A 15757-nucleotide genomic window follows, 5' to 3' on the forward strand; every position below is an offset into this window, starting at 1 on the left:
TAACGATGGTTTCGGTTCTACAACAATTGTAGCTTGTGGTGTTGCTAATAACACAGATTGTAATGATAACAACAATACTCAAAATGTATTAATTACATTCTACCAAGATTTAGATGGTGATACTTTTGGTAATCCATTAGTTTCTTCTCAAGCTTGTTCACAACCTGTTGGTTATGTAATTAATAATTTAGATTGTAATGATAACAATGCAGCTTCTAATGCCTTAAATACTTACTATCAAGATTTAGATAATGATGGTTTTGGAAATCCAAATGTTTCAACTCAATCATGTTCTCAACCTTTAGGTTACGTGATTTTTGGAACTGACTGTGATGATACAAGAGCAAATGTAAATCCTAATGCTGTTGATGTTTGTTATGATGGATTAGACAATGATTGTAACGGAATTATTGACAATGCTTGTACACCAATTGTAGGATCATTACCATCAGGAACTTGTGGTACAACTATTGCAGGTTGGTACTCAACTGTTTCGGCAAACTGGACTAATTCTGCTCAAGGGTACAGATTCAAAATCACTAAAGTAGATATGAATACTAATGCTCCAATTGCTGGACCAATTATAATTGACAGACCAGTAAATAATATTTCTTTGGCTAACGTACCAGGAACTACTTACAACTCAAGATATATGTTTGAGATTGCAGTACGATATAACAATGTATGGCAACCTTTCTTTGGAACACCATGTTACTTAAACACACCAAATCCAGTTTCAACAATTGGAGCACAATGTGGAAGTACTTTAACAGCTTTCAATCAGTGGATAAATGCAAATCAAGTAACAGCTATATCAACTTATAAATTCAGAATTACTCAAATGAATTCTAATGGTTTAACTCCATCAGGAGCTACTGCCCAAGAGATTACATTAAATAGTAATAAATTCAATATGACACAATTGTCTGGAATTTTATATAATACATTCTATAAAGTTGAGGTAGCTTTGAGAAATATGGATGGTACATTCTTAGCTTATGGTCCAGGTTGTAATGTTAAAACACCTGCACATCCAACGACTCAATTAACATCTGTTTATTGTAATAATTACAATGTAGTTAATAACTTTGAATTTATATCTGCTAATCCAATTACAGGAGTTACATTTTATCGTTTCAAATTATCTAATGGATCTGCATACAATGAAACTTACACTAGTTCATCAAATAAATTCACTTTAAACAATTTTGTAGGAATTGTACCAGGTATCTATTCTGTTCAAGTCTCTGTAAAACTTCCAAACGAATCAAATTTTGGCCCTTATGGTCAAACATGTTCTATAGTTTTTCCAGGTTTTGTTAATAACAAATCTATTGATGAAAACAGTATTAATAATGTAGAATTTAATGTTTCTATTTATCCTAACCCATTCAGTGATAGCTTCAACATTAAAACAAATACAATTTTCAATAAAAACACTTCTATAACAGTATATGACTTAACTGGAAGACAAATTGAATCAATCAACTTAGATTCAAATGAACTAGAAAATGTAACTATCGGAAGTTCATATCCAAGTGGAGTTTATTCAATGATTGTAACTCAAGGAAATAATACTAAAACTGTAAGAATAGTTAAACGATAATTTTATAATTGCTTTCAAAAAAGCCATCTATTTAATAAATAGGTGGCTTTTTTTTATCCAACTATCTTAAAAATATTTTTTTTTCAATCAAATAAATTAATAAATCAAATATTTCAACTATTAAAGGCGTCAAAATTGTAGAATTACTACTATGCTGAAATTATTATTTTGTAAGAATTTTTTCTTATTTTGTGTGATTTAGTGTATTTCATCGATTTAATATGTATTTTATCGATAAAATATTTTTTTAATTAAAATTACAATTCTACATTTGTCTTGTCAAATTACATATAAGTAAGATTTATGATTTTCTTACTTGATGAAAAAAAAGAAATCATAATTAAAACCCTAAGAGTTATGAAAAATTTTACTAAAACAAAAATGTTATTAAGAGTTATAGTTTTAATGCTATTACCATTAACATCATTATCTCAAACTGTAATAAATTCTGAAACATTTGAATCTTCATTTGGTATATGGACTTCTGGTGGAGGCAATGTTGTTAGAATTGGAGGTGGAGCGACTGCTTATGAAGGTTCAAACGCAGTCAGATTTAGAGGAACTACTGGTATGACATTAACGTCACCTGCAGCTGGTATAAATACTTTGCCTTACAACAAAATTGATGTCAAATTCTTTTTGAGACATAATGCAAACACTAACGAAACAATTACTTTGGAATATCGTCCAAACACAGCTGCTGCTTGGAAAACTGTTAGGGTTTATACTGTAGGTAATGGTGGAACAATAAGAGATATGAATAATTCTGGAATTTATCATGCTTTTTATGGTACACTTTTTTCAACAGATTTTGCATTCTCTGCAACATCTCAATTTAGATTTTCAGCTGCAATAGGTAACTCTTCTAGATTTTTCTATTTGGATTATGTTTCTATTATAGGTACAACTTACAATACTATTACTAATGGTCCTGGAGGTATAACTGCTAACCTAGAAACTTGGTTAAGAGCAGATAGAGTTAATGGAACTGGTGTAGCATCAGACAATACAGATGTAAATTCATGGGAAGATGTTGGTAAAGGAAATGATGCAACAGTTATTGATGCAACAAGAGCAGCATTAACAAATAGACCAAAATTTAAAAATAATGCAACAGATAATATCAACTTTAATCCAGTTGTATTCTTTAATAACAACCCAGCAACAAGTGGTTTATCCGATTTTACTGGATTAACAAATCAGTCAGAATTAAATGGGACTGGAGGTTTTTATACTCATGAGCAATATTTAGTTCTTGTAAATGATGTACCATCAATTTATAGTGCAGCAACTCCAAGTACGGATATTTACTGTTCACAAAATGTAAATCCATATGATAATGATGGTACTGGGTTTGGTTATGGTCAATATACAATTAGAATGGATAATGAGATTGTAAGTTATTGTTTAGGTTCTAGTCCAACTCCAAATCCTGCAGAAAACTTGAGAGGATATGGAATTGCACATATGAGTACAACAGACTCTTATTCTAATGCAATTAGCATTTTAAATGCAAGAAATAATCCGTCTTTAAATGGTCAACAATTATATTTTAATGCAAATCGAATTGACAATAAAGAAGTAGGAGCTCCTCAATTTGCTAACTTGTCTAACAGAAGATATTGGTTAGGAAGAAGTCAAGTTTGGAATGGAAGTTTTGGAGGTAGAATTGCCGAAGTAATCTCTTTTTCAAGTAGAAAAAATGATGTTAGCGAAAGAAGAAGAATTGAAACTTACTTAGCTTTAAAATATGGTATCACATTAGGAGTAAACGGAACTTCAATGAACTATGAAGACTCGAATGGTAACGTAGTTTGGAATTCTACAACAAATGCAGGATACAATTTTGATATTGCAGGTATTTTTAGAGATGATGCATCTCAACATTCTCAAAAACAATCTAAAAGCATCAATACAACAGAAGTTATGACTATTGGTTTAACTGATATATTAGCTACTAATTCGGCAAACACAAATACATTTGCAACAAATAGAAGTTACCTAGTTTGGGGTTCAAATGGAGCAAACATGAACAACTCTGGTGTTAACTTAAATGTAGATTTAGGTCCAACAACAATTACTACGATTACAGAAGTAGTAAATAGAAGATGGAAAGTAGTTGAAACTGGTGGTGATGTTGCTACTACAAGAGTTGCTATTCCAACAGCTGCATTTACAAGTGGATTACCAGCTTTAGGTCCAACAGATGCTTATGTTATGGTAGTTGCTACTAATGCTGCTTTTACAACAGGAGTTGAAACTGTATTCATGTCTACAACTGGTATCAATCAAACTTGTTTATATGATTTTGACGGAACTAAATTCATCACTTTTGGTGTAGCACATCGTGCAACTAATCCATTACACATTACATTAGATGGTTCTGATGATTACGTGAGAATTGATAATGTGAACGAAATTGGAGGTAACTTCTCAATAATGACTTGGATCAGACCTAATGGTGCTAATGATTTGGGAACCGAAAGAACAATTATTGCCAAAAAAGCAACTGCTACAACCGGATATCAATTGGTATTACAAAATGACAATAGAATCAGAATTGAATGGAGAGGATTCTTAGGAATAGCTCAAAGTGCAGTTTCAAATACTGTTTTACCAAATGCAAAATGGCACAATATAGCTGTGACTTACGGTGCAGGAACATTGAGTATATATATTGATGGTGTTCAAGATAGATCTGTTACTTTAGCTGTTCCGCCTTTAGCTTCTACAAGTACTTTTGCAATTGGTGCGCAATATGTTAACAAAACAACAATCAACAACCTATTCAAAGGTGATATCGATGAACTAAGAATGTGGAACAGAGTGGTTACTCCTGCTGAAATCAGATTCTTAATGAACCAAGAAATTGTTCAAAACGGAACAGGTACTAGAGGTACAATAATACCAGCAACTGTTACTAAAAACGATGCTAGTGGTTTATTATGGAGTAATTTAATAGCCTACTATTCAATGAATTCTTATATCGGAACACACTTGGATGACGATTCTAATAATGCTAATAGAGGTAGTTTAGTAATTCCTGATAAAATTTCTATCAATTTACAAACAGCACCTATGCCCTACGAAAGTACTGCAAATGGTTCTTGGTCAACTGATGGAACATGGAGAAATGGTACTATTCAAGATATCCCTTATAGCTTATCTATAGTTGATGGTACAACTCCAATTGATTGGAATATTGTAAGAACAAATCATAATGTTGATTCAAATGGTAACAAAGTGTTATTAGGTTTATTTACACACTCAAATACATTATCAGCATCTAACGATACTAAACTTGAAATTACACATCATTTCAAATTGGATGGTATCATGGACTTACAAGGAAGATCTCAATTAGTACAACCATTAAATAGTGATTTAGACCCAACAAGTTCTGGTAGAATTGAAAGAGATCAACAAGGAACTAAAAATATTTATAACTATAATTATTGGTCATCACCTGTAGGAACTATCAATAACACAACTAACAACAATACATTTTCTGTAAATGGTGTTATGAAAGATGGTACAACAAGTACACCTCAAAACATTACTTGGACATCTGGATTGAATGGTAGTCCAACAAGTCCAATAACATTGAGTAGCTACTGGATTTTCAAATTCCAAAATCTAAGCAATAGTTATGCTAACTGGCAGTCTGTAGGTTCTGGTGGTACATTAAATCCAGCACAAGGATTTACATTAAAAGGTAGCGGTGCTGCTGGTGCAAATCAAAACTTTACTTTTGTTGGAAAACCTAACAATGGTTTAATTACAACAACTGTAGCAGCTAACAACTTGAACCTTGCAGGTAACCCATATGCTTCTGCTCTTGATGCTGATGCATTTATTACAGCAAATAATTCTTCTACAACTGGAGCTTTATATTTCTGGGAACATTCAAGTACTAACAATACACACAACTTGGTAGCTTATCAAGGTGGATATTCTGTAAGAAACTTAGTTGGTGGAACGCCTCCAACAGCTCCTGCAGGTATTAGTGGAGTTGGTGCAAGTGCAAAAGTTCCTCAAAGATATATTCCTGTAAGCCAAGGATTCTTCATTGTAGGTTCTGGTACTGGAGGTACGGTTACTTTTAATAATAATCAAAGAGCATTTATTAAAGAAGATAATGCTTTATCAACAAGTTTATTTAGAAGTAATACCAATATGTTATCATCTGTAAATCATTTTACAAACAATCAAGATGATGAAACTACAACTGATTCTTTCAAGAAAATACGTTTAGGATTAACATCTAAAGATAACTATCACAGACAAATTCTTTTAGGATTTATGAATCAACTTGCTACAAGCGCAATAGATTTCGGATACGACGCGGTAAACATTGATAACCAATTAAATGATATTTATTTTATCAATACTGGAACTAAACTTGTAATTCAAGGAGAAGGAAACTTTGATGTGAATAACTCTTACCCTATCGGAATCAAAACTAGTGTAACAGGTGAAGTAAAAATTATGCTAGACACTGCAGAAAACTTTACAAGTGGTGATAACTTAAGAGCATTCATTCATGACAATACAAATAACCAATATCATGAAATTACAGATCATCCTTATATTGTTGAATTACCTCAAGGTCTAACAGATAATCGTTTTACCTTAACATTTAAAGATAATAGTGCAGCTTTAGCTAATGCTTCTTTCAATATTGAAAACGGAATTGAAGTAGCTTACGCAAATAATAAAAACATATTGAATATTAAAAATAACGTGGCTGATGCCACAGTAGAACAAGTATTACTATACAACTTGTTAGGTCAATTAGTTACGACTTTTGAAGTAGAAAATCAAAGTCAACAAAACATCCAATTGCCTATCAGTGGAATTAGTTCTGGAACTTACATTGTAAAAGTAAAAACAGACAAAGGTGATACTAGCAGAAAAATCGTTTTTAATTAGGGTTTAAATGATTGATTTGACGCCAAAAAGCTCCACAATTAGTGGGGCTTTTTATTTTTACTATTAATCTTAAAATCAGTACCATTCATCTAAAGAAACTGTACATTCATCTAAAAATAAATCCGCCCATTTATTTCATCTATATTTTTGCGATATAAGTTGGTCTATTCTTTAAATGAAAACAAACATAAGGCTAGTCCTAAAGAAAAATCGTTTTTAGTAGGGTTTAAATGATTGATTTGACGCCAAAAAGCTCCGCATTTGCAGAGCTTTTTACTTTTTACTAATCATCGAAAAACTTGATACTTTCAACGATAGAAAAGCTTCAATCATCTAAAATTTAAAACACAATTATCTATTAACTATACTTTTACACCATAATACTGATTGGTGCATGTCTTTTTCAAATGGGGGTTTGAAAAAAGACATAAAAAAAAGTCCTTAGGTTTAAAACATAAACTCTAAAAAAAATGAAAAAACAGAAAAATTTTTATGTTATTTTAAAAAAAGAAAACGATAACATAAAGACGCAACGTTAAATCAAAATCTGAGGCAATCAAACAAAACAAAAAAACCACGTAGATTACGTGGTTTTTTTTTATTAAAAAATCAGATTTATTTCAAAGTAGTACTTAACGTAGAAAAGTCTACCTGAACTTGCTCACCAGAAATAATATTTTTCAAAGTGAACAATCCATTTGAAATTTCTTTTACTACAAAAGGAATCCCTCTTCTTTCAGCATATTTAAATTGTTTATCAATTTTAGCAGCATCTGGGTACATTTCACTTTTAATGTTAGCAGCTCTTAGTTTTTGAATGGTTTGCATTACCACAAAAGATTGGGTTTCTCCAAAATTTAAAAACATCACTTTCGTTGCGGTAGTTACCGTTTCTGGAAACAATCCCAACTCATCAAGAACCAAATAAATTCTGTCCAAACCAAAAGATATTCCTACTCCACTCATATTTTTTAATCCGAAAATACCTGTCAAATCATCATATCTTCCTCCACCACCTATAGAACCCATGGCAACTCCTTCTGGCGCTGCAACTTCAAAAATTGCTCCTGTGTAATAATTCAATCCTCGAGCCAAAGTTACATCTAAATCCAAAGTTGCTTTTTGTAATCCAAGTTTAGAAACATTATCACAAATAAATTGTAACTCCTCTACTCCTGTCATTCCTTCATCTGACGAAGAAAGTAAAACCGAAAGTTTCGCTATTTTCTCTTGAATAGTTCCTGTAAAATTAAATAATGGTTGTACTTTGACTAACGCTTCTTCAGAAATTCCTTTTTCAAGCATTTCTTTTTTGACGCCTTCCTCTCCTATTTTATCCAATTTATCTAAAGCAACGGTAAAATCAATCAATTTATCTGAAGCTCCTATTACCTCAGCAATACCAGATAAAATTTTACGATTGTTAATTTTGATGGTAACACCATGCAATCCCAATTCTGCAAAAACAGCATCATATAATTGCACCAACTCTACTTCTTGCCACAAAGAAGTTGAACCAACAACATCGGCATCACATTGATAAAACTCTCTAAAACGTCCTTTTTGTGGTCTATCAGCACGCCAAACTGGTTGAATTTGATACCTTTTAAAAGGAAACTCAATCTCACTTTGGTGTTGCACAACGTATCTTGCGAATGGTACCGTTAAGTCGTAGCGTAAAGCTTTTTCGGAGATTTTACTAGTTAATTGTTTGTAGTTAATTGTTTGCAATTCCTCAGAAGATACTTTATCCAGATAATCTCCACTATTCAGTATCTTAAAAATCAGTCTATCACCTTCTTCTCCATATTTTCCCATCAAAGTATCTGAATTTTCAAAACTTGGTGTTTCTATAGGTTGGTAGCCATAGTTCTCAAAATGAGTGCGCATAATAGCAATAATGTAGTTACGTTTAGAAACCTCAACTGGTGAAAAATCGCGTGTGCCTTTAGGAATACTTGGTTTAGATGCCATTTTTAAATATTAGATTTTAGATTTTTGATATCAGATATTAAATTTTCAGATTGTATTTTAGACATTAAATCTAATATCTAAAATCAGATATCTGAAATTATGGTACAAATATCATACTTTTTAAAATAATTTGTAATTCTTATAACACAAACTTGTAACAAAAACTGTAATTTCGTGTCAAATAAGAATTATGAATTCAGTTTTTAGAGAAAATATTAAGATTGCTTTGGGTTCGATTCGTGCACAATTGTTGCGTACGATTCTTACCATCGTCATTATTGCCATAGGAATCACAGCTTTAGTAGGAATTCTTACTGTTGTTTCGGCAATTGACAATGAGTTGAACTCGAAATTTGCTTCTATGGGTTCTAATACTTTCAACATCAATCAATATGAGTTTTCAACCAGAAATCAAGGTGGTGGCGAAATTGAGAAAATAAATCCTATCATTTCTTATCCTGAAGCTAAAGCATTTAAAGAAAAATACGATTATCCTTTTACACATACTTCCGTTTCATTTACAGCAACAGGAACTGCAGAAGTAAAATATGAAAACGAAAAAACCGATCCCGAAATAAGTGTATTAGGTGTAGATGACCTTTACACTACCAATTCAGGTTTAGAAATTGTAAATGGTAGAAACTTCAATCCATTCGATATTTCAAACAATGCATACGTTTGTGTTGTTGGTAGCGATTTTGCAACAAAAGGTTTACTAAAAGATGTCAATCCTGTTGATAAAATTCTTTCTATAAGAGGTGCAAAATTTAAAGTAATTGGGGTTTTAAAAGAAAAAGGTTCAACTTTCGGAAATAATCAAGATTTACGAATTCTTATTCCAATACAAGTCGCACGTTCTATATTTTCGACACCAAACATCAATTACACAGTAAGTTCGATGGTAGACAAAAAAGAACTTTTAGAAAGTGCTGTAAATGATGCAACGGTTACTATGCGACAAATTAGAAAACTAAGTCCAGTAGAAGAAACCAATTTCGGAATATCAAGAAGTGATGATTTAGCCAACAGAATTGCCAATATCACTGGATATTTAAGTGCTGCAGCTTGGGTAATTAGTATTATTACTATCATGGGCTCATCTATTGCCTTAATGAACATTATGATTGTTTCTGTAACCGATAGAACAAGAGAAATTGGTGTTAGAAAATCACTTGGAGCCAAAAGAAATACCATTGCTTGGCAGTTTTTTATGGAAACCTTACTAATCGCTCAAATAGGTGGATTGGTTGGAATAATATTAGGAATGTTGGTAGGTTATTTAATGGCATCCTTAATGAAATTCGGATTTGTAATTCCTTGGGGTGCAATTGTTGCTGCTTTAATAACAAGTTTTATTGTAGCAATAGTTTCTGGATTATATCCAGCAATAAAAGCATCGAAACTTGATCCTATTGAGGCGTTGCGTTACGAATAGAATTTCAATATTCGTTGTTCAAAATTGAATATTCAACATTCTGTGACCTTGAACATTAGAAGTAAATTATATTTCACAAGAAATCATTCTATCATTTCCATAAATATCGTTTTTCAGAACAATATTCTTGAAACCCATTTCTTCAAGTAATTCAACCGTTTCTTTGCCTAAATATTGATTGATTTCAAAATATAATTTTCCGTTTTCTGATAAATTTTTCTTGGCTAATTCTGCTATTTTTCTATAAAAAAGTAAAGCATCATTATCCTCAACAAATAATGCTAAATGAGGTTCATATTCTAAGACATTGGGCTTAATTTCTTGTTTTTCAAGATTTCTAACATAAGGAGGATTGGAAACAATTATATCGTATTTTTCATCTAATGATTCTGTTTCCAAAATATTTTTTAGAATAAAATTTACTTCTACTTTATTTATTTCAGCATTTTTGTGAGCTGTAGCCAATGCTTTTTCAGAAACATCAATAGCAGCAACTTGAGCATTTGGAAGATTTTTAGCCAATGAAATAGCAATACAACCACTTCCTGTTCCTATATCTAAAACATTCAACTTCGTACTTTGTTCTTCATACTTCGCACTTTGCAAAATCCATTCTACCAATTCTTCGGTTTCTGGTCTTGGAATTAATGTGTTTTCATTTACAAGAAATGGCAAACCATAAAATTCTGTTTCTCCTAATATATATTGTATAGGTTTCTCTTTTTTTAAATCAGATAAAACGCTTTCCCATCGCAACAATTGAACAGTATCCATTTCCATTTCTGGATTTAATGCCAAATCAATTCGTTTCTTGTTGTGAAAACTTTCTAATACAATATAAAAGAAGCTCTCTATTTCCTTTTCATCATATAAAGGAGAAAGTTCTTGTAGAAATGTGGATTTGTATGATTTTAGTAACATTAAACTATTTTTTAAACAACATTAAACTACTATAAACTTTTAATCATCCAAACCGGACAACTAGTATGACCTGTTCCTCCCATTGGTTCACAAAGATACTCAAACCCAACTTTCTTATACAAACTTTGAGCAGCAAGCATTTCGGGAAGAGTTTCTAAGTAACATTTTTCATAGCCAAATTCTTTTGCTTTTGTCAAACATTTTTGAATCATTTCAAATCCAATTCCTTTGCCACGAGCTTCTTGTAAAAAATACATTTTCTGTAATTCACATATATTTTCTTCCGAATTATCTAACTGACTTACTCCTGCTCCAGCAACTATTTTTCCATCAATTTCGACTACGAAATATATAGATTTTGGTTTATCATAGGTTTCAAACATAAAATCCAATTGCTTATCGGCAAAAGCAGTTCCTGTTTTTGGATAATCATCCGATATAAAAACTTGACGAATTACATTGGCAATTTGTTCGTTATCTTGTGGTTGGATTTCTCTAATTATCATTTCTAAAATTTCAAAATTCTTTATTCAAAGTTGGATATTCAAAATTCAAAAAATCAAATGCTTTTGAATTATAAAATTACATTACAAAAATAGTACTTTTGTGATGTGAAAACACATGATATATACATAAAACGCTGCATCGAATTGGCCAAAAATGGTTTGGGCACAACTTATCCAAATCCTTTGGTAGGAAGCGTAATTGTATATAATGATGAAATTATTGGTGAAGGTTGGCACAGAAAATCAGGCGAACCACATGCAGAAGTAAATGCTATAAATTCTGTAAAAGACAAATCATTACTATCTAAATCAACTATTTATGTAAGTTTAGAACCTTGCAGTCATTTTGGAAAAACACCACCATGTTGCGATTTAATTATTGCTAATAAAATCCCAAATGTAGTTATTGGAACCATAGATCCATTTGCAAAAGTCGCAGGAACTGGAATCAAAAAGCTAATCGAAGCTGGAAAAAATGTTACTGTAGGAATTCTTGAAGACGAATGTAACGAACTAAACAAACGCTTTTTTACTTTTCACAATAAAAAACGACCTTACATTATCTTGAAATGGGCAGAAAGCCAAGACGGATTTATAGCTCCATTAACAAAAGAAAAAAAAGAACCAGTTTGGATAACCAACGAATTTTCACGACAATTGGTTCATAAATGGCGCAGTGAAGAACAAGCAATTCTTGTTGGAACCAATACTGTTATAGAAGATAATCCAAGTTTGACAACTAGAGATTGGTCTGGAAATCATCCTATTAGAATAGTTTTAGACCAAAATAATAGAATTTCAAAAGAAAGTCATATCTTTGATAATCAAGTAAAATCCATTACGATAACTAAAGAGAATATCAATTTCAATGACAATATTGCTCTTGAAATAACCGATTTCTTATTTAATGAAGGAATTCAATCGGTAATTATTGAAGGTGGAAGACAAACTTTGCAGACGTTTATTGATGCAAACATTTGGGACGAAGCGCGAGTTTTTAGAGGTGAAATTTATTTTAAATCAGGAACCAAAGCGCCAACTATTTCTGGAGAAAATAGTAAAAAAGAGAAAATTTTAAATGACGAACTTTTAACATTTTTCAATTATGATTGATACAATAATTTTTGATTTTGGTGATATTTTTATCAATTTAGAAAAACAGGCTCAAATTGAAGCATTCAAAAAATTAGGTTTAAACGAACCTAAACCTGAACTTGTTGAAATAAATGACTTATTTGAAAAGGGAAAAGTTACAGAATTAGAATTCATTCAGTCGTTTCATCAATTTATTCCTAATGCATCTTTAGAAGAAATTAGAGAAGCCTGGAATACTATAATTGGTGAATTTCCATTATATAGATTAGAGTTTTTACAAATGCTTTCTTATAAAAAATACAAATTGTTTCTACTAACAAATACAGATGAAATTCACATAAGCAGATTTGAACACAATGTTGGAGTTTCTTTTTTCAGTGATTTCTATCAATGTTTTGAAAAAGTTTTTTACTCGTATGAAATGGGAATGAGAAAACCCGATCCTGCTATTTTTACTACTATAATGAATAAATACGATTTATCACCTAAACGCACTTTATTTGTAGATGATAAAAAAGTAAATACAGATGCAGCAGCTAGTTTAGGACTTCACGTATGGAATCTAGAAGTTGGAAAAGAAGATGTTGTAGACTTGTTCAATCAAAAACATTTGCCGCTTTAAGTTTTGAACGATACCTACAAAACCATTGCCACACCATCTGAAGAAATTTTATTTAAAGAAAAAAATAGTAAGTTTTTTGGCTACGCATTTCCTGTAACTTCCGAAGAAGAAATCAAAAATCATTTAGACATTTTGCGTAAGCAACATTATGGCGCAGTCCATTTTTGCTATGCTTTTCAAATTGGAACCGATAAAATTCAATATAGAGCCAACGATGATGGCGAACCAAGTAATACTGCTGGAGCACCAATTTACGGACAAATTCAATCTTTTGGACTAACTAATATATTAGTAGTAGTTGTTAGATTTTTTGGCGGAATTAAATTAGGTGTTGGCGGATTGATTTCAGCTTACAGAACTTCAGCTCAAATGGCATTGGAAGCATCAGAAATTATTGAAAAAACAATTAACATACATTATACAGTATCCTTTGATTACAAAAACATGAATAAAGTAATGCGAGTAATTAAAGAAAAAAATCTTGAAATAATTTCGCAAAACATGAACGAAAGTTGCGAAATTGAAATTGCAACACGCAAAAAAAATGCCGAACAAATTGTCGACATTTTTAATAATTTATTTGAAATTGAGATAAAATTAAAAGACTAAACTTCTGCTTTTAAAATATCTAAAATGTAGCTTGGTGGAACAATAGGTTTTCCATTTTTTATGTCCACAAAAACGAGTATAAAATGAGCAGTTGTTAACAACTCTTCGTTTTCACTGCGGATTTCACAATCAAATTCAATCTTTACACCACTATATTTCTTCAACTTCGTATTGATTGTTAACATATCATCATAACGAGCTGGTTTTTTGTAATTCAAATGCATTGAAACTATAGGTAAGGCTATTCCGCTTTCTTCTAATGCTTTGTACGAAACGCCTTTATTTCTAAGCCATTCCACTCTTCCTATTTCAAAATAAGGCACATAACTGCCGTGATATACTACTCCCATTTGGTCGGTTTCACCATATCTAACTCTAACTTGTACTTCGTGTCCGTTCATCTATTTTTTTTGCTTTTAATCTAAATTCAAATTATTCTTTACAACAAAATTTTTAAAAAATCAATACCATATTATTTTTTTTTAAAGAAATTTGTTCACATATTTGTTAACCCAAAAAACACGAAGAAAATCTCCTTTTTTTTTGTAAGAGAACCTTTAATTAAATTAGTAATTTTAACAATAATATGAACAAAACTGCGCAATCGGTATGGGAAAACTGTCTGTCATTTATAAAAGACAATATTCAAGAGCAAGCATACAAAACTTGGTTTGAACCTATTAAGTCAGTTGAACTTTCTGATAACGCATTGTACATTCAAGTTCCAAGTAAATTCTTTTACGAATGGCTAGAGGAACACTATGTGAAATTACTTAAAGTTGCCCTAACCAAAGAACTTGGAAAAAACGCAAAGTTACTCTATAAAATTAAAATGGAAAACACTTATGGTAATAAACAACCGTTTACGGAACAATTGCCATCTGCTCATCGTGGTCCAATTAAATCACAAGATGTTGATGCTCCTTTTAAAAATCTAAACCCAGAACTTAAAAATCCTTTTGTGATTCCTGGAATTAGAAACTTAAAAATCGAATCGCAACTTAACCCAAATTATAGTTTTGATAATTTCTTAGAAGGTGATTCTAACAGATTAGCACGTTCAGCTGGTATGGCAGTTGCTAACAAACCTGGAGGAACTTCTTTCAATCCACTATTGATTTTTGGTGGTGTTGGACTTGGAAAAACTCACTTAGCGCATGCTATTGGTGTTGAAATTAAAGATAAATATCCTGAAAAAACCGTGTTGTATATTTCTGCCGAAGTATTCACACAACAATATATAGATTCTGTTAAGAAAAACAATCGTAACGATTTTATTCATTTCTATCAATTGATAGATGTGTTAATTATTGATGACGTTCAATTCTTATCAGGAAAATCAGGTACGCAAGATGTATTTTTCCATATTTTTAATTATTTACATCAAAATGGAAAACAAGTAATTCTTACTTCAGACAAAGCCCCTGTTGATATGCAAGATATCGAACAACGTTTGTTATCTCGTTTCAAATGGGGATTATCTGCCGAATTACACCAACCAGACTACGAAACAAGAGTTTCTATTTTGAACAACATACTTTATCGTGATGGTGTTGAAATGCCAAACGAAATTGTAGAATATGTTGCTCAAAATATAAAATCTAATGTGCGTGAACTTGAAGGCGCAATTATTTCTTTAATCGCACAATCATCGTTCAATAAAAAAGAAGTTACTCTCGAATTAGCGAAAAGCATTGTAGAGAAATTTGTTAAAAATGTAAAACGTGAAATATCAATCGACTATATCCAAAAAGTAGTTTCTGATTATTTCCAATTGGATTTAGATACTTTACAATCTAAAACCAGAAAACGTCATGTGGTTCAAGCAAGACAGCTAGCTATGTTTTTTGCAAAGAAATTCACAAAAGCTTCTTTAGCAAATATTGGTTCTCAAATTGGAGACAGAGATCACGCTACTGTTTTACACGCCTGCAAAACAGTTGACAACTTGGTTTCTACCGATAAGCAATTCAAAAAATTTGTTGAAGATATTCACAAAAAATTATCATTATAGCAATCAGCTTTTCTTACTTTTGCATTTGAAAGTAAAAACTGAA

11 protein-coding genes are annotated in these 15757 nt (G+C 31.4%); 7 read left to right on the forward strand and 4 right to left on the reverse strand.

Translation table 11 applies throughout. The annotated features are described in order from the left end of the window. A partial coding sequence (locus ACYU7A_RS14905) for a T9SS type A sorting domain-containing protein (protein WP_460577795.1) occupies positions 1–1606 on the forward strand: 1606 nt, incomplete at its 5' end. 357 nt (positions 1607–1963) lie between these two features. Further along, positions 1964–6538, forward strand: coding sequence for a LamG-like jellyroll fold domain-containing protein (locus ACYU7A_RS14910; protein ID WP_460577797.1), 4575 nt, complete (start codon positions 1964–1966; stop codon positions 6536–6538). Between the two features lie 615 nt (positions 6539–7153). Here the strand turns inward: ACYU7A_RS14910 and hisS are convergent. Further along, positions 7154–8512 carry a histidine--tRNA ligase gene (hisS, locus tag ACYU7A_RS14915; protein ID WP_460577799.1) on the reverse strand — a complete coding sequence of 453 codons (1359 nt, stop codon included), beginning with the start codon at positions 8510–8512 and terminating at the stop codon, positions 7154–7156. Positions 8513–8702: 190 nt separating this feature from the next. Between hisS and ACYU7A_RS14920 the strand changes: the two genes are divergently transcribed. Further along, complete coding sequence (locus ACYU7A_RS14920) at positions 8703–9947, forward strand: ABC transporter permease (RefSeq protein WP_460577801.1); 1245 nt, start codon at positions 8703–8705, stop codon at positions 9945–9947. Positions 9948–10013: 66 nt separating this feature from the next. Here ACYU7A_RS14920 and prmC read toward each other — a convergent pair whose 3' ends face one another. Then, positions 10014–10868 (reverse strand): peptide chain release factor N(5)-glutamine methyltransferase, encoded by an 855-nt coding sequence (gene prmC, locus ACYU7A_RS14925; protein WP_460577803.1) that lies wholly within the window; start codon positions 10866–10868, stop codon positions 10014–10016. Positions 10869–10897: 29 nt separating this feature from the next. After that, positions 10898–11374 (reverse strand): GNAT family N-acetyltransferase, encoded by a 477-nt coding sequence (locus tag ACYU7A_RS14930; protein ID WP_460577805.1) that lies wholly within the window; start codon positions 11372–11374, stop codon positions 10898–10900. A gap of 105 nt (positions 11375–11479) precedes the next feature. Between ACYU7A_RS14930 and ribD the strand changes: the two genes are divergently transcribed. From ribD to ACYU7A_RS14945, 3 genes are read left to right on the forward strand one after another with little or no spacing between them, the layout of a single operon-like run. After that, positions 11480–12487, forward strand: a complete 1008-nt coding sequence (ribD, locus tag ACYU7A_RS14935; protein ID WP_460577807.1) for a bifunctional diaminohydroxyphosphoribosylaminopyrimidine deaminase/5-amino-6-(5-phosphoribosylamino)uracil reductase RibD — start codon at positions 11480–11482, stop codon at positions 12485–12487. Then, positions 12480–13091 (forward strand): HAD family hydrolase, encoded by a 612-nt coding sequence (locus tag ACYU7A_RS14940; protein ID WP_460577809.1) that lies wholly within the window; start codon positions 12480–12482, stop codon positions 13089–13091. The genes ribD and ACYU7A_RS14940 overlap by 8 nt, the downstream gene beginning before the upstream one ends. Positions 13092–13094: 3 nt before the next feature. Next, positions 13095–13700, forward strand: a complete 606-nt coding sequence (locus tag ACYU7A_RS14945) for an IMPACT family protein (protein ID WP_460577811.1) — start codon at positions 13095–13097, stop codon at positions 13698–13700. On the opposite strand, the gene ACYU7A_RS14950 is transcribed toward ACYU7A_RS14945, so the two are convergent. Further along, positions 13697–14101: an acyl-CoA thioesterase gene (locus ACYU7A_RS14950; protein WP_396146252.1), complete on the reverse strand. Its 405-nt coding sequence runs from the start codon at positions 14099–14101 to the stop codon at positions 13697–13699. The genes ACYU7A_RS14945 and ACYU7A_RS14950 overlap by 4 nt on opposite strands. Positions 14102–14286: 185 nt before the next feature. Between ACYU7A_RS14950 and dnaA the strand changes: the two genes are divergently transcribed. Then, positions 14287–15714, forward strand: a complete 1428-nt coding sequence (gene dnaA / locus ACYU7A_RS14955; protein ID WP_345090174.1) for a chromosomal replication initiator protein DnaA — start codon at positions 14287–14289, stop codon at positions 15712–15714. The last annotated feature ends 43 nt before the right edge of the window (positions 15715–15757 follow it).

This window comes from Flavobacterium koreense (assembly GCF_054776075.1).

Bases quoted from the DNA above. Each gene is read 5' to 3' on its own strand.
- prmC (WP_460577803.1), bottom strand. From the start codon at position 10,868: ATGTTACTAAAATCATACAAATCCACATTTCTACAAGAACTTTCTCCT.
- ACYU7A_RS14930 (WP_460577805.1), bottom strand. From the start codon at position 11,374: ATGATAATTAGAGAAATCCAACCACAAGATAACGAACAAATTGCCAAT.
- hisS (WP_460577799.1), bottom strand. From the start codon at position 8,512: ATGGCATCTAAACCAAGTATTCCTAAAGGCACACGCGATTTTTCACCA.
- ACYU7A_RS14910 (WP_460577797.1), top strand. From the start codon at position 1,964: ATGAAAAATTTTACTAAAACAAAAATGTTATTAAGAGTTATAGTTTTA.
- ACYU7A_RS14950 (WP_396146252.1), bottom strand. From the start codon at position 14,101: ATGAACGGACACGAAGTACAAGTTAGAGTTAGATATGGTGAAACCGAC.
- ACYU7A_RS14940 (WP_460577809.1), top strand. From the start codon at position 12,480: ATGATTGATACAATAATTTTTGATTTTGGTGATATTTTTATCAATTTA.
- dnaA (WP_345090174.1), top strand. From the start codon at position 14,287: ATGAACAAAACTGCGCAATCGGTATGGGAAAACTGTCTGTCATTTATA.
- ACYU7A_RS14920 (WP_460577801.1), top strand. From the start codon at position 8,703: ATGAATTCAGTTTTTAGAGAAAATATTAAGATTGCTTTGGGTTCGATT.